Annotated in this window: 21 protein-coding genes; 11 read left to right on the top strand and 10 right to left on the bottom strand. The window is 58.0% G+C overall.

Annotation, left to right across the window (positions count from 1 at the left end; all coding sequences use genetic code 11):
- Positions 1–2: 2 nt before the first annotated feature.
- The 3 genes from AC1V0D_RS12015 to AC1V0D_RS12005 are packed head-to-tail and all read left to right on the top strand — an operon-like array spanning position 3 to position 2,962.
- Entirely contained in the window at positions 3–1,082 is a 1,080-nt protein-coding gene (locus AC1V0D_RS12015) for a phosphotriesterase family protein (protein WP_482907464.1), read from the top strand.
- Positions 1,083–1,094: 12 nt separating this feature from the next.
- Complete coding sequence (locus tag AC1V0D_RS12010) at positions 1,095–1,850, top strand: glutamine amidotransferase (protein ID WP_046101113.1); 756 nt, start codon at positions 1,095–1,097, stop codon at positions 1,848–1,850.
- Positions 1,850–2,962 (top strand): M20 family metallopeptidase, encoded by a 1,113-nt coding sequence (locus AC1V0D_RS12005; RefSeq protein WP_482907559.1) that lies wholly within the window; start codon positions 1,850–1,852, stop codon positions 2,960–2,962. Before AC1V0D_RS12010 ends, AC1V0D_RS12005 begins: the two co-directional genes overlap by 1 nt.
- 91 nt (positions 2,963–3,053) lie before the next feature.
- Here the strand turns inward: AC1V0D_RS12005 and lptG are convergent, their stop codons facing one another.
- Together lptG and lptF are read right to left on the bottom strand one after the other, a co-directional pair.
- On the bottom strand, positions 3,054–4,130 hold the full coding sequence (gene lptG / locus AC1V0D_RS12000) for an LPS export ABC transporter permease LptG (RefSeq protein ID WP_009092354.1): 1,077 nt from the start codon (positions 4,128–4,130) through the stop codon (positions 3,054–3,056).
- A complete protein-coding gene (gene lptF, locus AC1V0D_RS11995) occupies positions 4,130–5,230 on the bottom strand; it encodes an LPS export ABC transporter permease LptF (RefSeq protein WP_058957610.1) in 1,101 nt (366 codons plus the stop codon). Before lptF ends, lptG begins: the two co-directional genes overlap by 1 nt.
- A 268-nt stretch (positions 5,231–5,498) precedes the next feature.
- Between lptF and pepA the strand changes: the two genes are divergently transcribed.
- The 3 genes from pepA to AC1V0D_RS11980 all read left to right on the top strand — a co-directional run bounded on the left by pepA (position 5,499) and on the right by AC1V0D_RS11980 (position 10,394).
- Positions 5,499–7,010 (top strand): leucyl aminopeptidase, encoded by a 1,512-nt coding sequence (pepA, locus tag AC1V0D_RS11990; protein ID WP_009092357.1) that lies wholly within the window; start codon positions 5,499–5,501, stop codon positions 7,008–7,010.
- Between the two features lie 64 nt (positions 7,011–7,074).
- The gene (locus tag AC1V0D_RS11985) at positions 7,075–7,533 is read left to right on the top strand and encodes a DNA polymerase III subunit chi (protein ID WP_009092358.1); all 459 of its coding nucleotides are present in this window, start codon (positions 7,075–7,077) and stop codon (positions 7,531–7,533) included.
- Between the two features lie 5 nt (positions 7,534–7,538).
- Complete coding sequence (locus tag AC1V0D_RS11980) at positions 7,539–10,394, top strand: valine--tRNA ligase (protein WP_046101111.1); 2,856 nt, start codon at positions 7,539–7,541, stop codon at positions 10,392–10,394.
- A gap of 269 nt (positions 10,395–10,663) precedes the next feature.
- Here the strand turns inward: AC1V0D_RS11980 and AC1V0D_RS11975 are convergent, their stop codons facing one another.
- Positions 10,664–11,257, bottom strand: coding sequence for a hypothetical protein (locus tag AC1V0D_RS11975; protein WP_482907463.1), 594 nt, complete (start codon positions 11,255–11,257; stop codon positions 10,664–10,666).
- Positions 11,258–11,491: 234 nt separating this feature from the next.
- Here AC1V0D_RS11975 and AC1V0D_RS11970 point away from each other — a divergent pair, with 234 nt between their 5' ends.
- Positions 11,492–11,992 carry a GNAT family N-acetyltransferase gene (locus tag AC1V0D_RS11970; protein ID WP_046101110.1) on the top strand — a complete coding sequence of 167 codons (501 nt, stop codon included), beginning with the start codon at positions 11,492–11,494 and terminating at the stop codon, positions 11,990–11,992.
- On the opposite strand, the gene AC1V0D_RS11965 is transcribed toward AC1V0D_RS11970, so the two are convergent.
- The 4 genes from AC1V0D_RS11965 to rraB form a co-directional block, all read right to left on the bottom strand.
- A complete protein-coding gene (locus AC1V0D_RS11965) occupies positions 11,987–12,775 on the bottom strand; it encodes a histidine phosphatase family protein (RefSeq protein WP_140028782.1) in 789 nt (262 codons plus the stop codon). The genes AC1V0D_RS11970 and AC1V0D_RS11965 overlap by 6 nt on opposite strands.
- A gap of 13 nt (positions 12,776–12,788) precedes the next feature.
- The gene (locus AC1V0D_RS11960) at positions 12,789–14,108 is read right to left on the bottom strand and encodes a hypothetical protein (protein ID WP_482907462.1); all 1,320 of its coding nucleotides are present in this window, start codon (positions 14,106–14,108) and stop codon (positions 12,789–12,791) included.
- A 361-nt stretch (positions 14,109–14,469) separates the two neighbouring features.
- Complete coding sequence (miaE, locus tag AC1V0D_RS11955; protein ID WP_009092364.1) at positions 14,470–15,231, bottom strand: tRNA isopentenyl-2-thiomethyl-A-37 hydroxylase MiaE; 762 nt, start codon at positions 15,229–15,231, stop codon at positions 14,470–14,472.
- Positions 15,232–15,287: 56 nt separating this feature from the next.
- Positions 15,288–15,704 carry a ribonuclease E inhibitor RraB gene (gene rraB / locus AC1V0D_RS11950; protein ID WP_009092365.1) on the bottom strand — a complete coding sequence of 139 codons (417 nt, stop codon included), beginning with the start codon at positions 15,702–15,704 and terminating at the stop codon, positions 15,288–15,290.
- Between the two features lie 162 nt (positions 15,705–15,866).
- Between rraB and argF the strand changes: the two genes are divergently transcribed.
- The 4 genes from argF to ridA all read left to right on the top strand — a co-directional run bounded on the left by argF (position 15,867) and on the right by ridA (position 19,030).
- Entirely contained in the window at positions 15,867–16,874 is a 1,008-nt protein-coding gene (gene argF / locus AC1V0D_RS11945) for an ornithine carbamoyltransferase (RefSeq protein WP_482907461.1), read from the top strand.
- 284 nt (positions 16,875–17,158) lie between these two features.
- The gene (pyrB, locus tag AC1V0D_RS11940) at positions 17,159–18,094 is read left to right on the top strand and encodes an aspartate carbamoyltransferase (protein ID WP_482907460.1); all 936 of its coding nucleotides are present in this window, start codon (positions 17,159–17,161) and stop codon (positions 18,092–18,094) included.
- A gap of 12 nt (positions 18,095–18,106) precedes the next feature.
- Positions 18,107–18,571, top strand: a complete 465-nt coding sequence (gene pyrI / locus AC1V0D_RS11935; protein ID WP_009092371.1) for an aspartate carbamoyltransferase regulatory subunit — start codon at positions 18,107–18,109, stop codon at positions 18,569–18,571.
- A 72-nt stretch (positions 18,572–18,643) separates the two neighbouring features.
- Entirely contained in the window at positions 18,644–19,030 is a 387-nt protein-coding gene (gene ridA, locus AC1V0D_RS11930) for a 2-iminobutanoate/2-iminopropanoate deaminase (protein ID WP_058957616.1), read from the top strand.
- Positions 19,031–19,083: 53 nt separating this feature from the next.
- On the opposite strand, the gene lplT is transcribed toward ridA, so the two are convergent.
- From lplT to AC1V0D_RS11915, 3 genes are all read right to left on the bottom strand, one after another.
- Positions 19,084–20,274, bottom strand: a complete 1,191-nt coding sequence (lplT, locus tag AC1V0D_RS11925) for a lysophospholipid transporter LplT (RefSeq protein ID WP_046101105.1) — start codon at positions 20,272–20,274, stop codon at positions 19,084–19,086.
- Complete coding sequence (aas, locus tag AC1V0D_RS11920; protein WP_482907459.1) at positions 20,271–22,421, bottom strand: bifunctional acyl-ACP--phospholipid O-acyltransferase/long-chain-fatty-acid--ACP ligase; 2,151 nt, start codon at positions 22,419–22,421, stop codon at positions 20,271–20,273. The genes lplT and aas overlap by 4 nt, the downstream gene beginning before the upstream one ends.
- A 91-nt stretch (positions 22,422–22,512) precedes the next feature.
- Complete coding sequence (locus AC1V0D_RS11915) at positions 22,513–23,898, bottom strand: efflux transporter outer membrane subunit (RefSeq protein WP_482907458.1); 1,386 nt, start codon at positions 23,896–23,898, stop codon at positions 22,513–22,515.

Below are 23,898 nucleotides of genomic sequence, written 5' to 3'. Positions count from 1 at the left end.
TGATGAAACACTCTATTTTCCGTCATCCCGATCCGCTGCCGCTGGGCAGCAACAGCGGCTATGTGATGACCGTCCTTGGCCCGCTGCCGGTGAATGAGATGGGCGTGACGCTGATGCACGAGCACATTCTGCTGGATGCCTCCGGCAAGTGGGTACCGCCCTGCTGCTGTGGCGAGCGTCATCTGGCGGAAATGCCGGTCAGCATCGAAAACCTGGGCGAGCTGTCGCTTAATCCGCTGATCAGCCGCGATAACTGTCAGCTGTTTGATGTGGATCTGGCGATTGAAGAGCTGATGAAGTTCCGGGCACTGGGCGGCGAGACGGTGGTGGATCCCACCAATATCGGCATTGGCCGTGACCCGAAAGCGCTGCAGCGCATCGCGCGCCTGACCGGGCTGAACATCATCATGAGCACCGGGCTGTATCTGGAGCCCTCACATCCCGACTGGGTCAAATCGATCAGCATTGACGCGCTCTCTGACAGGCTGATTTACGACCTGGGCGGCAGAGAGGAGAAACCCGAGGTGCTGGCTGGCCTGATCGGCGAAATCGGTGTGTCCAGCCGCTTTACCCCTGACGAGGAGAAATCCCTGCGGGCGGCGGGCCGCGCCAGTGCCGCGACACGCGTGCCGGTTGAGGTGCATCTGCCCGGCTGGGAGCGCTTAGGCCATCGGGTGCTGGATATCCTGGAAGAAGAAGGCGCTGACCTGTGTCATGTGGTGCTGTGCCACATGAACCCCAGCTTTGCCGATAAGCGCTACCAGCGCGATCTGGCACAGCGCGGCGCCTTTCTGGAATATGACATGATCGGCATGAGCTATTACTACGCCGATGAGACCGCGCAGTCACCGTCCGATGAGGAGAATGCCCGCGCCATCCGCGAGCTGATCGATGACGGCTTTATCGAACAGATTTTGCTGTCGCAGGACGTGTTCCTGAAAACCATGCTGACCCGCTACGGCGGTCACGGCTATGGCTACATCCTTAAACATTTTGTCCCGCGCCTGAAACGCCACGGCGTCAGCGGCGAACAACTTGAAACCTTACTGATTGCTAACCCACAGCGCGTTTTTGGTGGGTAAGGGAGAACCTGAATGCAGAAGAAAATTTTACTGGTCGGCGAGTCCTGGACCAGCACGTCTGTTCACGTCAAAGGCTTCGATCAGTTTGCCACCGCCACCTGGCATAATGGCGCGACCGACTTTATGGCGGCGCTGGCCGACAGCGATTATGCCATCACCTACATGCCCGCCCATGCTGCCGCCACCGAATTTCCTTTAACCCCGGACGGGCTTCAGCAGTGGGATGCGATCATTCTGTCCGACATCGGCGCCAATACGTTGCTGCTGCACCCCGATACCTGGCTGAAGAGCCAGCGCACGGCAAATCGCCTGACGCTGATCCACGACTATGTGGCGGCGGGCGGCGCGCTGATGATGATTGGCGGCTACTTCAGTTTTCAGGGTATCAATGGCGGCGCGCGCTATCGCAACACGGCGGTCGAGAAAGTCCTGCCGGTGCGCTGCCTGGCCTGGGATGACCGCATCGAAACGCCCGAAGGCGTTTATCCCTGCATGATCGAATCTCACGCGCTGTTCGCCGGTATGCCAGACGACTGGCCATGGCTACTGGGCTATAACGAAGTGGAGATGCACCCGGAAGGTAAACTGCTGGCGACCATCGCCGGCACCTCACATCCGCTGCTGGCGGTGCGCGAGTATCAGCAGGGCCGTTCGCTGGTCTGGACGAGTGATATGTCTGCGCACTGGCTGCCGCAGGAGTTTGCTCAGTGGCCGGGTTACCGCCAGCTGTGGATCAACTGCCTGGACTGGTTAACGGTGCGCGGATGATGAGCCAGAGCCAGACGCTGGCGCAGCAGCTGTTGCGCTTTGACACCATTAATCCCCCGGGCAACGAAGCGGCCTGCATGCACTTTCTGGCAGAGTGGCTGGCGGAACGGGGCTTTGAGGTCACCCTGTCCCCCTTCGGTGAAAATCGTCTGAACCTGATTGCCCGTCTCCCTGGCCGTCAGCCCGGCCCGCAGCTGGCGTTTACCGGCCATCTGGATACGGTCCCGCTCGGCAATGCTGACTGGCAGTTCGATCCGTTTGGTGAAATCGTGGGTGACCGGCTTTACGGTCGCGGTTCGAGTGACATGAAGGCCGCTGTCGCGGCTTTTGCAGTTGCCTGCGTGACGCATCAACAGGCGATTCAGCAGGGCTCCGGCGTTGTACTGGTGATCACCGGCGGGGAGGAGACGGGCTGTGACGGCGCGCGGGCGCTGATTGCTGCCGCTGACCTGCCCGATGTCGCCGCATTGATTGTCGGCGAGCCCACCGCCAACTATCCGGTTATCGGCCATAAAGGCGCACTCTGGCTACGTTGTGAAACGCGCGGGAAAACGGCCCATGGCGCGATGCCGGAACTGGGCATTAATGCCATTTATCTGGCGGCGGAGGCTCTGGGCAGGATCCAGCACTTCTCGCCTGGCGCGCCACATCCGCTGATGAAGCAGCCGACCGTTAACGTCGGACGCATTTCAGGCGGCCTGAACATTAACTCTGTACCCGATCGCACCCAATTTGATGTGGATATCCGCAGCGCACCCAATCTGCAGCACGCCACCATTCGACAGCAACTGACAACCTTACTGGGAGAGAGTGTAACGGTGACGACGCTGGTGGATCTGCCGGCCGTACTGAGCGAAGAGAATCAGGCCTGGATTCATTCTGTTTATCAGCATTGTCAGGCGTTACATGACGCTCCGCTGACGCCGCGCATTGTGCCCTACTTTACTGATGCGTCACTGTTGTTACCCGCACTGGGTACGCCGCCCTGCATTATCCTTGGTCCCGGCGAGCCATCCATGGCACACCAGACCGATGAATATTGCCTGCTGAGCCGGTTAGCGGAAGCGGAGCTGTTGTATGGTGCGTTGATTAACGACTGGATGAGGTCATAGTGGGGTGCCTCAGACGGCTGGCCGAATAAAGGGGCGCACGACGCCCGCCATAAAAAAGGCCGCTTGCGCGGCCTTTTTTCATTCACGGTGCTTAGCGCCGCTTAATCAGCATAAACATACTGATCGCAAAGAACGCGAAGCTTGGCAGGATCGCCCCCAGCACCGGCGGCAGTCCGTAAACCAGACTCAGCGGGCCGAAAATCTGATCCAGCACGTAGAACAGGAAGCCGAAGCTGATACCGGTCACGACCCGTACCCCCATCGACACGCTGCGCAGCGGACCGAAAATAAACGACAGCGCCATCAGCATCATCACCGCCACCGACAGCGGCTGGAAAATCTTGCTCCACATATTCAGCCGGTATCGTCCTGACTCCTGGCCGCTCTGCTTCAGATACTTACTGTAGTTATACAGACCGCGAATCGATAACGCATCCGGGTCGAGCGCCACCACGCCCAGCTTGTCAGGCGTCAGATTGGTTTTCCACTCGCCGCTCAGACTCTGTGAGCCGGTAATCTGCTTCGGATCGGTCAGGTTCGACTCATCGACCTGCGACAGTATCCAGCGCTTTTTGTCTTTATCCCAGGTCGCCGTCGCCGCATAACGCACGCTCTGTAAACGGCGCTGATCGGTAAAGTTATAGATGCTGACGCCGTCAATCTCATTGTCGCCTTTAATGCGCTCAATAAAGATGAAGTTGTTGCCATCCTTCGCCCACAGACCATTCTGCGTCGACACCAGTGCGCCGCCGTAAAGCTGCTGCGCCCGGTAGTTACGCGCCATCTGCTCGCCTGACGGCGCCACAAATTCCCCGATCGCCATGGTCAGCAGCACCAGCGGAATCGCCGTTTTCATCACCGACAGCGCCACCTGCATGCGGGTAAAGCCCGCCGCCTGCATCACCACCAGCTCACTGCGCTGCGCCAGCGCGCCCAGTCCCAGCAGAGCACCCAGCAGGGCCGCCATCGGGAAGAAAATCTCAATATCTTTGGGTACGCTCAGCAGGGTGTAATAGCCGGCGCTCAGCGCGCTGTAGCTCCCCTGCCCGGTCTTACGCAGCTGATCGACGAACTTGATGATGCCGGAAAGCGACACCAGCATGAACAGCGTCAGCATTATCGTATTGAAAATCGTTTTACCGATATAGCGGTCAAGTACGCGAAACATCAGACTGACCCTCCGCGTGTAAAGCGGGCGCGAACCCGACGCATCGGCACCGTATCCCACAGGTTAAGCACTATCGCCAGCAGCAGATAGCTGATATTCACCACCCACATCCACACACCCGGATCGAGGCGGCCTTTTGCTCCGCTCGACTTCAGCGAACTCTGCAGCAGGAAGAAGATCAGATAGAGCAGCATCGCGGGCAGCATCGACAGCACGCGTCCCTGACGGGGGTTCACCACGCTGAGCGGCACCACCATCAGCGCCATCACCAGCACCGCGAACACCAGCGTCAGACGCCAGTGCAGCTCGGCCTTAAACTCAGGCGTGTTATTGCTGAACAGGCCGGTAAAGCTCGACTGCTCTGCATCATTCGGATCGAGCGTTGCCGCCTTATAGCCCACAATCGCCTGATAGTTGGTGAAGTCGGTAATGCGGAAGTCACGCAGCAGGGCCGTGCCCTCAAAGCGGGTGCCCTTATCCAGCGTTACCACCTGCGAACCATCTTTACGCTGCTCCATGTGGCCGCTGTCGGCCAGCACTACTGACGGACGCGCATTGCCTTTAGGCCGCAGCTGCGCCAGGAAAACGTTGCCAAACTGATTGCCCTTTACATCCTCGACAAACAGCACGGCGCTGCCGTCGCTGGAGGTCTGGAACTGGCCAGCGGCCATCGCCGCGGCTCCCGGGTTCGCTTTGGCATTCTGCGTTACCTCATCCTGATAGCGGGATGACCAGGGGCCGAGCCAGATAACGTTTACCGCCGCCACCAGCGAGGTAAAGAGCATCAATACCATCGCCGCTTTAACCAGTACGGCCTTACTCAGGCCGCAGGCGTGCATCACGGTAATTTCACTTTCCGTGTAAAGCCGTCCCAGCGTCATCAGGATCGCCAGAAACAGACTTAAGGGCAGTATAAGTTGTGCCATTTCAGGCACGCCGAGTCCTAACAGTGTCAGAACAAGGTTTGTCGGCACTTCGCCATCCACCGCGGCTCCCAGGATCCTGACTAACTTCTGGCAAAAGAAGATGAGTAGCAGGATAAACAGGATAGCCAGCTGGCTTTTGAGCGTTTCCCGAACCAGATATCTAATGATGATCACGCTTAGTACGCCTGTGAAAACTTGTCTTTTTGCAGGAAAATCGCTAGTTTCAACGCTTATCAGCCATTTTTCTTCATCAATGGCCGTCGTCGTAGCTAAAATTGTATGAAAAACGCGTCCGGGTGGTGAAAAAACAACATCTTGTCACCCTGATTCATTATGACCTCCAGCGGCAGAATGTCATGCTGCGACAATGAATAAATGGGTCATGAGCGCGCTACATTCTAGCGGCAGCAGCGGCCGTTGTCTTTAAGATTCAGGAGAGTGCATGGAGTTCAGTGTAAAAAGCGGAAGCCCGGAAAAACAACGCAGTGCCTGCATTGTCGTTGGCGTTTTCGAACCGCGTCGTCTGTCACCGATTGCCGAACAGCTGGATAAAATCAGTGACGGTTACATCAGTGCCCTGCTGCGCCGCGGCGAGCTGGAAGGGAAAGTGGGCCAGACACTGCTGCTGCATCATGTGCCAAATATCCTGTCTGAGCGTATTCTGCTGATTGGCTGCGGGAAAGAGCGTGAACTGGACGAACGCCAGTACAAGCAGGTCATTCAGAAAACCATTAATACGCTGAACGACACCGGCTCCATGGAGGCGGTCTGCTTCCTGACCGAGCTGCATGTCAAAGGACGCAATACCTACTGGAAAGTGCGTCAGGCGGTGGAAACCTCAAAAGAGGCGCTCTACAACTTTGATCAGCTGAAGAGCAACAAAGCCGAGCCACGTCGTCCGCTGCGCAAACTGGTGTTCAACGTGCCGACCCGTCGCGAGCTGACCAGCGGCGAGCGGGCGATCCAGCACGGGCTGGCGGTTGCCGCCGGTATGAAAGCGGCGAAAGATCTTGGCAACATGCCGCCTAACATCTGTAACGCCGCCTATCTGGCGTCACAGGCGCGCCAGCTGGCCGATGCCTTCAGCAAAAATGTGACTACCCGCGTGATCGGCGAACAGCAGATGAAAGAGCTGGGCATGAACGCCTATCTCGCCGTCGGCGCCGGCTCGCAGAATGAGTCGCTGATGTCGGTCATTGAATACAAAGGCAATCCGGACGCTGAAGCGCGCCCGATTGTGCTGGTGGGTAAAGGGCTGACCTTTGACTCCGGCGGCATCTCCATCAAGCCTGCCGACAGCATGGATGAGATGAAGTATGACATGTGCGGCGCCGCCGCGGTCTATGGCGTCATGCGTATGGTGGCCGAGCTGAACCTGCCGCTGAACGTGGTCGGCGTGCTGGCGGGCTGTGAAAACATGCCGGATGGCCGTTCGATGCGTCCGGGTGACGTGCTGACCACCATGTCAGGCCAGACGGTCGAAGTGCTGAACACTGACGCCGAAGGCCGTCTGGTACTCTGTGATGCACTGACTTACGTCGAGCGTTTCGACCCGGAAGTGGTGATCGACGTCGCGACGCTGACCGGTGCCTGCGTAATTGCGCTGGGCCATCACATCAGCGGCCTGCTGTCGAACCACAATCCGCTGGCGCATGAACTGATCAGCGCGTCCGAGCAGTCCGGCGATCGCGCCTGGCGTCTGCCGATGGCGGATGAGTTCCAGGAGCAGCTGGAGTCCAACTTTGCCGATATGGGCAACATTGGAGGCCGTCCGGGCGGCGCGATCACCGCCGCCTGCTTCCTGGCGCGTTTCGCCCGCAAATATAACTGGGCGCACCTGGATATCGCCGGAACCGCCTGGCGCTCCGGCAAGGCCAAAGGCGCCACCGGTCGTCCGGTGCCGATGCTGTCACAGTTCCTGTTGAATCGGGCAGGATTGAACGGCGACGATTAAGCGCCCTCTTTTCTGACAGCAAGGGCGGATCTGATTCCGCCCTGATCTTCTGATGAGCAAACCGATGAAAAACGCAACCTTCTACGTGCTGGAAACCGATGCCACCCAGGATGGCCTGAGCGCTGTTGAAGCGCTGGTGTGCAATCTGGCGGAAACACGCTGGCGGGCCGGAAAGCGGGTGCTGATTGCCTGCGAAGATGAACAGCAAGCCATTCGTCTCGACGAAGCGCTGTGGCAACGACCGGCCAATGCCTTCGTGCCACACAACCTGGCGGGTGAAGGCCCGCGCTACGGTGCGCCGGTTGAGCTGGCCTGGCCACAGCGTCGCGGCAGTTCACCGCGCGACCTGCTGATTAGCCTGCTGCCCCACTTCGCAGATTTTGCTACTGCTTTCCATGAAGTGATAGACTTCGTTCCTTACGAAGACGCTCTCAAACAACTCGCGCGCGATCGCTACAAAGCGTATCGCAGCGTGGGTTTCCAATTGAATACGGCAGCGCCACCACAGCCGCAAACGACATAGCAGAAATGGAAAAGACATATAACCCGCAAGATATCGAGCAGCCGCTTTACGAGCACTGGGAAAAGCAGGGCTACTTCAAACCCAATGGCGACACCAGCCAGGAAAGCTTTTGCATCATGATCCCGCCGCCGAACGTCACCGGTAGCTTGCACATGGGTCACGCCTTCCAGCAAACCATCATGGACACCATGATCCGTTACCAGCGCATGCAGGGCAAAAACACCCTATGGCAGGCGGGCACGGACCACGCGGGCATCGCCACGCAGATGGTGGTTGAGCGCAAGATTGCGGCTGAAGAGGGCAAAACGCGCCAGGATTATGGCCGCGATGCGTTCATCGAAAAAATCTGGGAGTGGAAAGCGGAATCCGGCGGCACCATTACCCGCCAGATGCGTCGCCTCGGTAACTCCGTTGACTGGGAGCGCGAGCGCTTCACGATGGACGAGGGCCTCTCCAACGCCGTTAAAGAGGTGTTTGTTCGCCTCTACAAAGAGAACCTGATCTACCGTGGCAAACGCCTGGTGAACTGGGACCCGAAACTGCGCACCGCAATCTCCGATCTGGAAGTGGAAAACCGCGAGAGCAAAGGCTCAATGTGGCATATCCGCTATCCGCTGGCGGATGGCGCTAAAACCGCTGACGGCAAAGATTACCTGGTCGTCGCCACCACCCGTCCGGAAACCCTGCTGGGCGACACCGGCGTGGCCGTGAACCCGGAAGATCCGCGCTATAAAGATCTGATCGGCAAATTCGTAATGCTGCCGCTGGTTGGCCGCCTGATCCCGATCGTCGGCGACGAACACGCGGACATGGAAAAAGGCACCGGCTGCGTCAAAATCACCCCGGCTCATGACTTCAACGACTACGAAGTCGGCCGTCGTCATCGCTTACCGATGATCAACATCCTGACCTTTGACGGCGATATCCGCGACCGCGCTCAGGTGTATGACACCAACGGCGAAGCCAGCGATGTCTGCTCCGACGACATCCCGGCCGCCTTCCAGGGCATGGAACGCTTTGCCGCGCGTAAAGCGATTGTCGCCGCGGTGGATGAGCTGGGCCTGCTGGATGAGATCAAACCCCACGACCTGACCGTTCCTTACGGTGACCGTGGCGGCGTGGTGATTGAACCGATGCTGACCGACCAGTGGTATGTGCGTACCGCCCCGCTGGCGAAAGTGGCGGTTGAAGCCGTTGAGAACGGTGATATCCAGTTCGTGCCGAAGCAGTACGAAAACATGTACTTCTCCTGGATGCGCGATATTCAGGACTGGTGTATCTCCCGTCAGCTGTGGTGGGGTCACCGCATTCCGGCGTGGTATGACAACGACGGCAACGTCTACGTCGGCCGCACTGAAGACGAAGTGCGCGCGGAAAACAACCTGGCCGCCGATGTGGCGCTGCGTCAGGATGATGACGTGCTGGACACCTGGTTCTCCTCAGGCCTGTGGACCTTCTCTACCCTGGGCTGGCCGGAGAACACCGAAGCGCTGCGCACCTTCCATCCGACCAGCGTGCTGGTCAGCGGCTTCGACATTATCTTCTTCTGGATTGCCCGCATGATCATGCTGACCATGCACTTCATCAAAGATGAAAATGGCAAACCGCAGGTGCCGTTTAAAACCGTCTACATGACCGGACTGATCCGTGATGAAGAGGGTCAGAAGATGTCAAAATCCAAGGGTAACGTGATTGACCCGCTGGATATGGTTGATGGCATCTCGCTGGAAGCGCTGCTGGAAAAACGCACCGGCAACATGATGCAGCCGCAGCTGGCCGAGAAGATCCGCAAACGTACCGAGAAGCAGTTCCCGAACGGCATCGAGCCATCAGGCACCGATGCGCTGCGCTTTACGCTGGCGGCCCTGGCCTCAACCGGTCGCGACATCAACTGGGACATGAAGCGCCTGGAAGGGTATCGCAACTTCTGTAACAAGCTGTGGAACGCCAGCCGCTTTGTGCTGATGAACACCGAAGAGCAGGATTGCGGACAGAATGGCGGCGAGATGACGCTGTCGCTGGCGGATCGCTGGATCCTGACCGAGTTCAATCACACGGTGAAAGCCTACCGTGAAGCGCTGGATACCTATCGCTTCGATATCGCGGCGAACATCCTGTATGACTTCACCTGGAACCAGTTCTGTGACTGGTATCTGGAGCTGACCAAGCCGGTCATGAACAGTGGCAGTGAAGCGGAGCTGCGTGGCACCCGTCACACGCTGGTTCACGTACTGGAAGCGCTGCTGCGCCTGGCGCACCCGATCATTCCGTTTATCACGGAAACCATCTGGCAGCGCGTGAAAGGCCTGAAAAACATCAGCGATGACACCATCATGCTGCAGCCGTTCCCGCAGTTTGATGCCGCGAAGGAAGATGCGGAAGCGAAAGCCGATATCGAGTGGATGAAGCAGGCGATCGTTGCCGTGCGTAATATCCGTGCGGAGATGAACATTGCGCCGAGCAAGCCGCTGGATGTGCTGCTGCGTGACTGTTCACCGGCAGCCCAGCGCCGCGTTGAAGAGAACCGTAACTTCCTGTCACGCCTGGCGCGTCTGGAAAGCCTGACCATTCTGCCGGCAGGCGAGAAAGGTCCGGTCTCGGTCACTAAAATTGTGGAAGGCGCAGAGCTGCTGATCCCGATGGCGGATCTGGTCGACAAAACCGCTGAGCTGGAGCGTCTGGCGAAAGAGCTGGTTAAGCTGGATGTGGAAATCGAGAAGATCGAGACCAAGCTGGCGAACGAAGGCTTTGTTTCACGCGCGCCGGAAGCCGTGGTGGCGAAAGAGCGCGAGCGCGTGGCAGACCTGCAACAATCAAAAGCAAAACTGATTGAACAGCAGGCGGTCATTGCGGCACTCTGATTAACAGTTTGCTCTGAAAAAACCCCGCGCAAGAGCGCGGGGTTTTTTATAGGTGAATAAGCAAGATATAGGGTTATCCCGATTCAGGCTAAAAAATAACGCCAGTTTCCCTGCGCCATCTGCACTGCCTGTTTGCGAATTAACGTCATGATAGCAATATTCAGATCAGTAAATTCAGAGTTTTGATTTCGGCAAAAGGCGTTACGTGTTAGTTAAATAAGAAAGAAAAAGATCGGGGTCAACCTGTCAATAACCCGCCGCCATCGGTTTTATTCAGGCTGCATCGTATTATTCAGATGCGTGACAGCCGCATTTAAAACCGTCATACATCTCTCTTTCCAGCACCCCCCGGAGTTTAATTTACTGAGCGCAGCCGTGCTTTTCGCAACATAAAGCGATACTTCATCCGGCGCTGGCTCAATAAATGGCACACCACAAATGGCATCAACATTTTCTTCATTGAGAAACATCAATACCTTTGCAGGGTTTGCAGGCAGGGCATAGGCCATAGCGATGTTTAAACCTTCCTGAAAAGAGGTTTGCCCTAAGAAAGGCGAACGAGTAAGAACCGGGTAGAGTCCTATCCAGTAAGCGCGTCCTTCTGAAAGATAGGCCGTTATCTGTTCATAATCTTTTTCAGAAAGTTGAGTACTGTCGTTACTGCCCGATGCCGTCAGGACTTTGTCTGCTAAAATTCCCTCTGAGGATTTAATCTCCGCTGATGAACACATCAAAGAGAATAAAGCAATTGCCACAACAAATGGCCATTTCATTTCACAGATTCCTTTTTCCCAGAATATTGTTTTATCGCTTTTTGAAGCGTTCAACTTACCGAAGCAAAGCCAGATAGCGTTGATTTGCATCAACGAATAAAGACAGATCTCAATACAAAGACAGCCTTATTTTCAGAAATGCGAGAAGAAAGCACTTTTATTCATAAGGCGGGTAATCATTAAAAGTAAAAAGAATTCCTGCATCGTAGTCAGAAATGTAAATGGCATTAAAAGCGTCTGAGGATTATCAGTAATATTGCTTTTAGATGACGATAATGTTACTTCTGGTAAATGTCTAACCGATTCGCATAACCCAACCCCAACATGATTTCTGACTCTCAACACCTCCAGGTGCGGCCGATTACTGCCGCCGATAATCCGCATATCGCTCATGTCATCCGCGTTGTTTCGGCGGAATTTGGGCTGACGGCTGACAAGGGCTATACCGTCTCCGATCCCCAGCTCGACCAGCTGTTTGAGCTCTACAGTGCCGATCAGAGCGCCTACTGGATTGTTGAGTATCAGGGCAAGGTGGTGGGCGGCGGAGGCGTGGCGCCTCTCGCCTGCAGTGCGCCAGACATCTGCGAACTGCAGAAAATGTACTTCCTGCCCGTGGTGCGCGGCCAGGGCCTGGCGCGCGAGCTGGCACTGCGGGCGATGGATCATGCACGCAGCCACGGCTTCCGTCGCTGCTACCTTGAAACCACCGCCAGCCTGACCCGCGCCATCAGACTCTATGAGTCGCTGGGCTTTGCGCACATCGAGGGCGCGATGGGCTGCACCGGCCATGTGGATTGCGAAGTGCGCATGCTGAAGACCTTATAAGCCGCGCTCCACGTAACGCATATCGTTGATGGACTCGATTTTGAACTGCCCGTTATCGGTGTAGCGCAGCAGCGTCACGCTGGCATTCTTAAGCTGCTCGCGTAACGAAGTATCGCCCAGCGCCTGCAGCAGCGTGGTGATAGCCATACCGTGACTGACCACCAGCACATTGCCTCCGCCCTGCTGCTGCGCCTGCTTCGCGATTGCCGTAATACTCTCCACCATGCGCTTAGCTACCTGCTGATAGGTTTCGGCCTGGCCGGAGGATTTAATCCCTGGCAGCGATGGCGTGCCTGCGGCTTCCGCCTCATGAATCGCATCGATCATCCTGTCCATCTGAATTTTACCGGCGCTGAATGCCTCCAGCAGCGCCGTGTCGGAGGGATAACCCGCCTGAAGAGCGGCAGCGGTAATCAGATTTTTATCCAGATCGCCTTCATAAAGGCCAAATCCCACCTCGCGCAGCCCTTTCATCTCTTTCAGTACAGGCGGATTTTTCCAGTTCTTCATCACCAGCTGCGCGGTTTCTCTCGCCCGACCCGAATCGCTGGACCAGGCCGCGACGAAGGGCAACGGCTGTAAACCCCGTCCCAGTTGCTCTGCAACCGCGGCGCCGGAAGCGGTCAGCGGCGTATCGGCCCATCCCTGAGCGCGATGCACCGTGTTAAACATGGTCTTGCCATGCCGGGTCACATAGAGCATCACATCCGCGGCCCAGGCGGAGCCGGCAGTGCTGACGGAGATGAGGGCAATTAACATCAGGGTTTTCAGTTTCGTTTTCATTTTACTCTCCGGGTTAAAAAAGATTGAATTTATATTGAATGACCACTTCGGCGGATAAACTGCGGGAGCGCTGAACTTTTCCCTGACTATTCAGGCGCGGAGTCTCTTTACTGTTTTTATATGACCAGCCATAACCGGTCAGCGTAAACAGCGTCAGATTTTTAAAGGAGGGATGCTGATTACTGAACTGATTAATTAATGAAACCTCGCCAGTTCGTACAAGATTATTATGATAATGGAACTGACCATAATTAAGCTGTATTCCACTGCTGATCCCCTTTGTGATTTCATACTGACTCAGAGAGACCAGCGCCAGCTCTCTGTCACGCATATAATCTTTGCCCGCGGAGGTCAGTGAAGTGAAACGTCCCCGGGTATTTTTAGTCAGGGGTCGGGCATAATAGCCCACCGCCTGCTTTTTAGGGGCGGAGGTCCAGCCAGCAGCCAGCCTCTGCGTCCAGGCGCCCTGCTTCCAGATGGCCTCCCCGACATAGTGCCATGCCTGGTGATCAAAGGTTCTTTTGCTGGCGGGCATACTTTTATACTTTTCCAGCGCCTGGCTGCCATAGATCTGCGAAGCCAGTGACCAGTGTGGCGAGAGGGAATAGCCTGCCTCAATGACATGACGGCGCTGATAGCGTTCGGCCTCACCAAACGCATAGGCCAGCGCGTGACCGCTATCTTTGTAGCTCAGCGCCGCGGTGTAAATGGCGTCGATTTTTTGCCGGGCCTGGGTTTGCAGCGCCAGCGTTTTACCCGAGTCGTGCCGTATGGCTTTGTTAACCATGGCAAGATCCAGCCGGGCATTCTGCCACGTCACTGCACCGCTGTAGCCGGCATAGCTGTTGCGCGACAGGCGATCCGTGGTCGTCAGCACACCGATATTTTTCAGTTCCTGCCAGCCCGCCTTACCCTCGAACCGCAGCGCGCGGTTGCCGAGCTTCAGCTTAAGATAGCGCTGACTGAATTTGCTGAAGCCGTGCGCATTCCGCTTTTCCATGTTCCCGCCGCTGTCATAGAGCAGACCGCGCGTGGAGAAGTAGTCGCTGGCGCCCAGGCGTACGGCGCGGGTATAGGTCGCATCAAACCCGAGCAGGTCCCACTGATAACCGGAACGAAAATCGAACGTCGCGGCCTGGCCCCAGGCGTTGTGAACCGCAGTGGGCTGCGCTTCGTTCTCCTTGAGATACTTCCAGTGGTTGCGCAGTCTGAGATCGAGCGCAGCGTCACGCCATAATCCGGAGGAGGTCTGAATGCCGGACGCATTAACATTTCCCCAGCAAAGGGTCAAAAATAGCGAAACAAATAACAGAGAATAACGTTTTCCTTTCATTATGAAGTCCTTCACCTGGCGATATTAAAAATCCGTCACCCCATGACAATAAGGGTGACCTGGTGCCGTTAACCCATAAAAAAACCCGACCCACTGCCCTCTGTTAAAAAGGGCAGCGAGTCGGGTTTTGCTTAAAAAAATAACAATCCCGCACTGACTCCGGGACTATATTTATTTAAGGGCGGAAAGTCAGCGTAAAAAAGCCGTTATGTGATAGGTGGCACAAAATATCTTTGTCTGCCAGCGTGATTTAAAATAAAGCGTTACACAGCGCGTTATTTAAAACAGCGCCACGCAGGAAATATAAACGCGATCACCCAATCAGAAAAAGAGACACCCCGATCAGGGTGCCCTCAGGGATTCACCAGGCGGGTACGCCGCTGTGAAAACGCAGCTCCGTGTCCGGCTCGCTAATCAGCTTCGCCTCGACCCGGCCAATCGCCTGCACCCGTGGCGCGATATCTTTTGCCGCGATCTGCGCAGCCAGCGTCAGGTAATCCTGATAGTGGCGCGCCTCGGAGCGGAGAAGCGACAGATAGAACTTCGCCAGCTCATCATCCAGCCAGGGAGCCAGACTGGCAAAACGTTCGCAGGATCGCGCCTCAATGTAAGCGCCGCAAATCAGCTTATCCACCAGCGTTTCCGGCTCATGGGTGATCACCTCACGCAGCAGAGATTTTGCATAGCGGCTGGAGGTGATCTTCTGATAGACCAGTCCGCGTGACTGCATAATCTCCCACACCTGATAGAAGTGATGCAGCTCCTCTTTAATCAGCAGCACCATCTTTTCCACCAGCTCATCGGCCCAGGGCAGCGCATTGCGCACGATGATGCGTTTGGTCAGATTTTTATGGGCATTGATAAAGTCGCTGTCGCCATCTTCGCGGAAGATGAAGTCTTCATAGGGTTTCAGCCAGGCGAGAATCGCCTCGCCGCTCGGCTTGTCGGCAACATACTTACGGATTAACCATACCGCGGTCTGCGCGGCTTTCAGTTCGCACACCAGATGGTCGGTCAGCAGCAGGGTCAGGTTTTCCGGCTTGCGCGCCTCATCAATCCAGGCTTGCGGCGTGCGGCAGTGCAGAAACTGACAGATTGGTTCGAGTAGCGGTGCGTAATTCATGATGTCAGAACAGAGCAGGAGAAGGTAAGAGGCGGAGAGGGCTCCGCCCGGGCGACTTAGTGGCGAACACCATCATCATCTTCATCGTCGATAGCGTCGTCATCTTCCTCTTCGGCATCGGGATCTTCGAAATAGGTGCCCCAGCCGTCATAATCGACGTTGTATTTACCGACCAGGTTAACCAGCTGCTCAACCTGCACATCGATCAGTTCTGCTTTCAGCGCCGATTCGCTGAGGATGTCAACGCACATGACGGTCGTGCCATCTTCCAGCTCCAGCTCTTCCGGCTCGGTCACTTCATAACCCAGCTTAAAGGCGTCAACGGCCGCTTTTTCCAGCGAATCAAAATTATTGCATGAGAGATGGTGCTCGATGGTATAGAGCGCATCGGGATCGCTGCCATCCTCCAGCAGTTCTTCGATAATCTGCCGCGTCTCTTCACGCTGCTCTTCCAGCAATGCTTCATATGCCATAACGATGTTCCTCTCTGAGTTCGGCAATAAACCGCTATTTTCCCACACTGCCTGTCGCGCCACTACACAAAACGACAAGTTTATTGGCACCCGCTCTTGAAAATGCATATTCATACGGTTAGATTGAATTTTAATTCACTTTAATGATTACCGGAGTGTTGTATGAGTCAGCTGTATCAGCGCCATTTCCTCAGGCTTCTGGATTTTACCCCCGCCGAAATGGATCACCTGCTTACCCTTTCCGCTGAATTAAAGCAGGCGAAAAAAAGCGCCAGCGAAGTGCAGTACCTGAAAGGCAAAAACATCGCGCTCATCTTCGAAAAAGACTCGACCCGTACCCGATGCTCTTTCGAAGTTGCCGCTTACGATCAGGGTGCTAACGTCACTTATCTCGGCCCGAGTGGCAGCCAGATCGGCCATAAAGAGTCGATGCGCGACACGGCGCGGGTGCTGGGCCGGATGTACGATGGCATCCAGTATCGCGGTTACGGTCAGACGCTGGTTGAAACGCTGGCGGAACATGCCGGTGTGCCGGTCTGGAACGGCCTGACAGACGAATTTCACCCGACCCAGCTGCTGGCCGACCTGCTGACCATGCAGGAGCACCTGCCGGGCAAAAAACTCAGCGACATGACGCTGGTCTATGTCGGTGACGCACGCAACAACATGGGTAATACGATGCTGGAAGCGGCGGCGCTGACCGGACTGGATCTGCGCCTGGTAGCCCCGGAAAGCTGCTGGCCCGAGGCGCAACTGGTGGCAGAGTGCCGTGAGGTCGCCCGTCAGACCGGCGGTACTATCACCCTCACCGACAACATTGCCGACGGCGTCAAAGGCGCAGACTTCATCTACACCGATGTCTGGGTGTCGATGGGCGAAGCCAAAGAGGTCTGGGCAGAGCGTATCGCCCTGCTGCGTGACTATCAGGTTAACCGGGCGATGCTCGATCTGACCGGCAACCCGCAGGTGAAATTCCTGCACTGTCTGCCCGCTTTCCATGACGATCAGACCACGCTGGGTCAGCAGATGGCGGAACAGTACGATCTGCCTAACGGTATGGAGGTGAGCAACGAGGTGTTTGAGTCGGCGCACAGCATTGTCTTCGACCAGGCCGAGAACCGGATGCACACCATCAAAGCGGTGATGGTGGCCACGCTGGGCCAGCGCTGATCGTCCGGCGGCAGGCGGGCTGACGCCACAGGTTGTCGCCCGCCTGTCGCCCCGGCCCTCTCCGCAGCGCAAACGTTTTCCCTTGCTGCGCCACCGCGAACGGGTATAATGCGCCCCAATTTGCCGGAGGAAATATGCGACAGCACAGCGGACAATTTGACGCGCCATCACGCCTGACCGCAGGCGGTGCTGCTGTTTCTTTCGGTCATCGACCCGATCTTAAAAAAGCCCCTTAAGCAGGGGCTTTTTTTTGTCCGCAATCCGGCCGCGCAGAGGAGAGAGTTATGGCTAACCCGCTATACCGCAAGCACATCATTTCAATTAACGACCTCAGTCGTGAAGAGCTGGAGCTGGCGCTGCACACCGCCGCTCAGCTGAAAGCCCATCCGCAGCCGGAACTGCTGAAGCACAAGGTGATTGCCAGCTGCTTCTTTGAGGCCTCGACCCGCACCCGCCTGTCGTTTGAAACCGCGATTCACCGTCTGGGTGCCTCAGCGGTGGGCTTTGCTGACGGCAGCAACACGTCACTGGGCAAAAAAGGCGAAACCCTGGCCGACACCATTTCCGTCATCGGCACCTATGTGGATGCGATTGTGATGCGTCATCCGCAGGAGGGCGCGGCGCGGCTGGCGACGGAGTTTTCCGGCGGCATCCCGATTCTGAACGCCGGTGACGGGGCCAACCAGCATCCGACCCAGACCCTGCTCGACCTCTTCACCATCCAGGAGACCCAGAGCCGCCTGAATAACCTGAACGTGGCGATGGTGGGGGATCTGAAATATGGCCGCACCGTGCACTCCCTGACCCAGGCGCTGGCGAAGTTTGATGGCAACCGCTTCTTCTTTATCGCGCCCGATGCGCTGGCGATGCCCGCCTATATCACCGACATGCTGGACGAGAAGAGTATCCCCTGGTCACGTCACGACAGCTTTGAAGAGGTCATGCCGCAGCTCGATATTCTTTACATGACGCGGGTGCAGAAAGAGCGGCTCGATCCGTCTGAATATGCCAACGTCAAAGCGCAGTTCATCCTCCGCGCCGCCGATCTCGCCACGGCGCGTGACAAAATGAAAGTGCTGCACCCGCTGCCGCGCATCGACGAAATCACCACCGATGTCGACAGCACCCCTTACGCCTGGTATTTCCAGCAGGCGGGTAACGGCATCTATGCACGCCAGGCTCTGCTGGCACTGGTTTTAAACAGCGAACTCGCCCTGTAAGGAGATCTCATCATGACGCAGGACAACAAATTGCAGGTCGAAGCGATCAAACGCGGCACGGTCATCGACCACATTCCGGCACAGATCGGCTTTAAGCTGCTCTCTCTGTTCCGGCTGACCGAAACCGACCAGCGCATCACCATCGGCCTGAATCTGCCGTCGGGCGAGATGGGCCGCAAAGATCTGATCAAGATTGAAAACACCTTTCTCACCGACGATCAGATCAATCAGCTGGCGGTCTATGCGCCCGATGCCACGGTTAACCGCATCGACGACTATGAGGTGGTGGCCAAGATCGCCCCGACGCTGCCGGATCGCATCGAGCGGGTGCTGACCTGTCCCAACAGCAACTGCATCAGCCGCAGCGAGCCGGTCTTCTCCAGTTTTGCCGTGAAGCAGCGCGCCGACGATGTGCATCTCAAATGCAAATATTGCGAAAAAGAGTTCGCCCGCCACGTGGTGCTGGGTCACTGGTAATCGCCCTGCCCGACCTTATAATGGGCAACACCGGCGGCACCGCCGCCTGACGACATAATTAAAGGAGCCATGATGTCCCGTGAAATCAGTACTGAGAAAGCCCCTGCCGCGATCGGTCCCTATGTTCAGGGTGTCGATCTGGGCAGCATGATCATCACCTCAGGTCAGATCCCGGTTGATCCGGTGACCGGCCAGGTGGCGGATGACATTGCCGCACAGGCGCGTCAGTCGCTGGAGAATGTGAAGGCGATTGTGGAAGCGGCGGGCCTGAAGGTGGGCGATATCGTGAAAACCACGGTGTTCGTGAAGGACCTGAATGATTTTGCCACGGTCAACGCCACCTACGAGGCGTTTTTCACCGAGCATGACGCACACTTCCCGGCGCGTTCCTGTGTCGAAGTGGCGCGTCTGCCAAAAGATGTGAAGATTGAAATCGAAGCGATCGCGGTCCGTCGCTGATTCGTCCATCCGCCTCTCTCCGCCGCGCAGGCCGGAGAGAGGCGGTGACGCGCTTAACGCTTAGCCGGTCGCCACAGCCACAGTACGGCTATCGCCAGCGCAAACAGTACGCCAAACCCGACGCCCGTTGCGACAGCAGGCGCACCCGCCTTTATCGCCAGCGTATAGAGCCCCAGCATCACCAGCATCGCGCTGTTCTCACCGAGATTCTGCACCGCAATCGCGTTGCCGGAACCGACGCTCTCTTTGCCCCGCGCCTGCAGCAGCGCGTTCAGCGGCACCACAAAGAAACCGCCCAGCGCGCCAATCAGCATCAGCAGGAGATAGGCGCTGACCAGCGAATGCTGCAGCGAGAAGATGACGACCATCACGCCAATCAGGACGCCCGCGGGCATGCAGCGGCGCACCGTCTCCAGCGTCACCAGCTTCGCCGCCGCCGCCGCTCCCAGCACAATTCCGATCGCCACCATCGCATTCAGGGTGGTGGGGGTGGTGTTGTCGCTGATGCCCAGCGCCACCGGCACCCACAGCACCAGCAGGAAACGCAATGTCACGCCAGCGCCCCAGAAGAGGCTGGTGCCGAGCAGCGAGAAGCGCGTCTCTGCGTCGCGCCACAGCAGCCCAACGGCATCGAAAAAGCGGCGCACCATGACGCCCGGCCGCCAGCTCTGGCCTGGCCGCGCCGCCTGCAGTTTCGGGATAAAGAGGTTCGCGGCGACCGCAATACCGTAGGTGAGCGCACAGATCCCCAGCGCCGCCAGCAGATGCCAGTCCGCCAGCATTCCGCCCGCCACCGAGCCGAGCAGAATGGCGGCGATGGTCGAGCCCTCCATCAGCCCATTGGCTTTGACCAGCTTCTCGCCGTGGGTAATCTCACCCAGGATGCCATATTTGGCCGGGGAATAGGCGGCCGCCCCCGCGCCGACCAGGGTATAGCCGATGAACGGATTGAAGCCGAAGCAGATGGTCAGCGCCCCCAGCAGCTTCAGGCTGTTGGCGAGCATCATCACCCGCCCTTTTGCCATGCTGTCCGCCACCTGACCGACAAAAGGCGCCAGCAGAATGTAGGCCGCGACAAAGAGCATCTGCAGGATCGGCTGGCTCCAGTCGGGATAGAACTGGCTTTTCAGCAGCGCCAGCGTGGCAAACAGCAGCGCGTTATCGCCGAAGGCGGAAAAGAACTGGGCGACAATCACGGCGATCATGCCGCGTGACATCAACGGTGCAGTGCGATCAGGGCTCATGTCTGCTCCTCTTCCGCCATCTTTTTCAGCGTTACATAGTCAGGTTTGCCGCTGCCCAGCTGCGGCAGCTGTTTCACCACCCGGATGTCGCGCGGCAGCGCCAGATCCGGCGCGCCCAGCTCGCGTGCCGCTTTCTGCAGCGTGTCGCGCGCCAGTTCAGCGTCGGTGGTGAAGAGCACCAGCGCTTCGCCGCGCTGCCCATCGGGACGCAGTGAGGCGGCGTGCTGTTTGTCCGGCGACGCTTTCAGGGCGATCTGCTCAACGATCTCCAGCGACACCATCTCACCGGCAATCTTGGCAAAGCGTTTGGCACGGCCCTGAATCTGGCAGAAACCGCCTTCATCGAAGCTGACGATATCGCCGGTGTCATACCAGCCCGCCTCCATATTGCCTTCACCATCGTCGGCGACCGGCGCTTCGAGTACGCCAGGGTTTTCGACGCGCAGATAGCCCTTCATCACGTTTGGCCCGCGCAGCTGCAGCCGTCCGCCGTTCTCGATGCCCGGCACCGACATCAGCCGTGAATCCATGCCCGGCAGAATCCGTCCGACGGTGTGCGCCTTCGTCGCCATCGGCACGTTGATGGCGACTACCGGCGCACACTCGGTGACGCCATAGCCTTCAAGGATGCGGATGCCGTACTTCTCCATATAGAGCTGGCGGGTGTTCTCCTGCAGCTTCTCGGCCCCCGCCACCACATAGCGCAGGCGGGCAAAATCGTACGGCGCGGCAAAGCGCGCATAGTTGCCCAGGAAGGTGGAGGTGCCAAACAGCACGGTGCAGTTGCGGTCATAGACCAGCTCCGGCACGATGCGATAGTGCAGCGGGCTGGGGTAGAGAAAGACCTGCGCGCCGGTCATCAGCGGCGTAAACAGGCCGACGGTCAGGCCAAAGGCATGAAACAGCGGCAGCGCCGACATAAAGCGATCGCGCGGCGTGAAGTCCGCCACGGTGCGGATCTGTTCGACGTTCGCCAGCAGGCTTTTATGCGAATGCACCACCCCTTTAGGATTGCCCTCCGAGCCGGAGGTAAACAGCACCATCGCGGCATCTTCCGGCTGCTGCGGCAGCTGGGCGCGGCGCGGCATCAGCAGGTGCGCGACGATCCAGAGTTTATCTTTCGCGGTCACCGTCTCTTTCAGATCTTCCAGATAGATCCACTGCACCTCACCGAGCCCCTGCGGCAGATGCCACAGGTTACCTTTCTCCAGGAACTGCCGCGAGGTGAAGACCGTTTTAATCTGCGCGGCGGTCAGCGCCGCCCGCATGCCGTTCACGCCTGCGGTGTAGTTAAGCATCGCCGGAACGCGACCACGCAGTGAGGCACCGAAAATCGCTGCGGCCGTCACGGTGGTATTCGGCAGCAGCAGTCCCACCACTTCACGCGGCTGACTGTAGCGCTCCAGAATCCGGCCCACGCCCAGCGACTTTTTCAGCAGTGCGTTGTAGCTGTCAGGTTTGAAACTGACATCTTCGATGCAGCGCTTAAACGCGCCGTAGCGGGTCCGGGCGGAGAGCAGCGCCTCAAACAGGGTTTCACGCGGACGCACCGCCATGCGCGCTTCCATCATGATATGGTGCAGATGCTCCCCGGCCAGCATACGCCGGTCGCGCGCCCGTTTCGCCTCCGGCATCGGAATGCGGGTGGCGGGCAGCACAGAGAGGGTGATGCGCGGGAACAGGCGGCGTTTGAACACGCCCGCCAGGCGACCAAACGGCGTGAACTCTGCGCCTTCAATCCGCATCGGCACCACGTTCGCACCCGAGCGGGCCGCGACAAAGCCCGCCCCGCTGTAGATCTTCATCAGCGAGCCGGTGACGGTAATCCGCCCTTCCGGGAAGATCACCACCGGACGGCCACTGTCGATCAGCCGCACCAGCTGCTTCAGCGCCATCGGCCGGGTCGGGTCCAGCGGCACAAAGTCGATAAACGGCCTGACCAGGCGCATAAACCAGCTTTCGCCGATGGTCGAGTAGATGGCGAAGACCGGTCTGACCGGCAAAAATAGCGCCAGCAATATGCCGTCGAGAAACGACATATGGTTCGGCGTGATCAATACCTTCTGTTTATGCAGTTCGGCGACGTCGCCACGCAGTTCGACCCGCCATAACAGGCGGAAGATGAGGCGCAAGAGTGTGAAAACCATGCCGGCTCCTTAGCATCGGGGAAAAATAGGCCCTCACGATGCAGGATTTGAGGCAGTTCGACAACAGAATTATCGCCACACCGACACCGCATCAGGGTGCCTGCCAGCCGCCGCCAAGGGCGGCAATCAGCGCCACACTGCTGACCCACTGCGTGCTCTGCAGCGTCAGCAAACTCTGCTGGGCACTCAGGCTGCTGTTCTCTGTGGTCGCCACATCCAGGTAGTTAATCATGCCCGCCTCATACTGCAGACGCGTCACCCGCGCCGAGGTCTGCGCCGCGTCGGTGGCACGCTGCTGCGCGGCAACCTCGCCCTGTAGCGTGTTCAGCTCTACCAGCTTATCTTCCACCTCCTGCATCGCGGCCAGCACTGTCTGACGATAGGTCGCGACGCTGGCATCCCAGGCTGCCCGCGCCTGATCGACCCTGGCAGAGGTCGCGCCCGCGTCAAACAGCGTGCCGCTCAGCTCTGGCCCCAGTGACCAGACGCGGTTTGGCAGCGAGAACAGCGAATGCAGCACCGAAGCGCTGACGCCCCCGCTGGCGCTCAGGGTCAGGTCGGGATAGTAACCAGCCACCGCTACCCCCACGGCGGCATTGGCGGCGGCCATATTGCGTTCGGCGTATGCGATGTCAGGACGGCGCTGCAACAGCTCGCCCGGCAGGGCTGCCGGAATCGCGGGCAGCGTGGCGGTCAGCGGCGCGGCGGTCAGCGTAAAGTCAGCGGGGGCTTTGCCGACCAGTAGCGCAATGGCGTGTTCCATCTGCGCGCGCTGCCACTGATAATCCTGCGCCGAGGCGCTGGCGCTCTCCAGTTGCAACTGCGCCTGAGCCAGAGTCGCACGCGATGCGGTGCCCGCCTGATACTGGCTGTTAATGACGTTCAGGTAGCGCTGATAGGCGTCAACGCTCTGCTGATAGCACGCGATTTTCTGATCCATGATGCGCAGCTGGAAATAGTCCTGTGCCAGCTCAGACTGGGCGCTCAGGGTAATATTGGCCAGCTCTGCTGCGCTGGCCGAGGCGCTGGCGCGATCCTCCTCCAGCGTGCGCCGCAGTTTGCCCCACAGATCCAGTTCCCAGCTGGCACTCAGCGCCGCCTGATGGCTGCTGCTGGTGGTGCGAACGCTACTGCCAGTGGCATGGCTGCCGCTGCGCGTCACGCTGCCGTCATAGCCCAGCGAAGGAAACAGCGCTGCGCGAGACTCCGCCGCCAGCGCCTGCGCCTGCCGGTACTGCGCGGCATAAGTCGCCACGTTCTGATTCGATACGCTCACCTGGCTCAGCAGCCCGTCTAGCGTGGCGTCATGGTAGACCGACCACCATTTGCCTTTGCTTTGCGCATCCAGCGGCGTCGCCTGCTGCCAGCCCCGGGCCTCTTTATAGTGAACCGGCATCGCCACCGCCGGACGTTGATAGTCGGGACCCACGCTACAGCCAGCCAGCAGCAGCACAATAAACGGCATAAAAGGTTTCAT

This window comes from Pantoea sp. PA1, from assembly GCF_056856975.1.
This window is presented reverse-complemented; position numbering and strand designations above follow the sequence as displayed.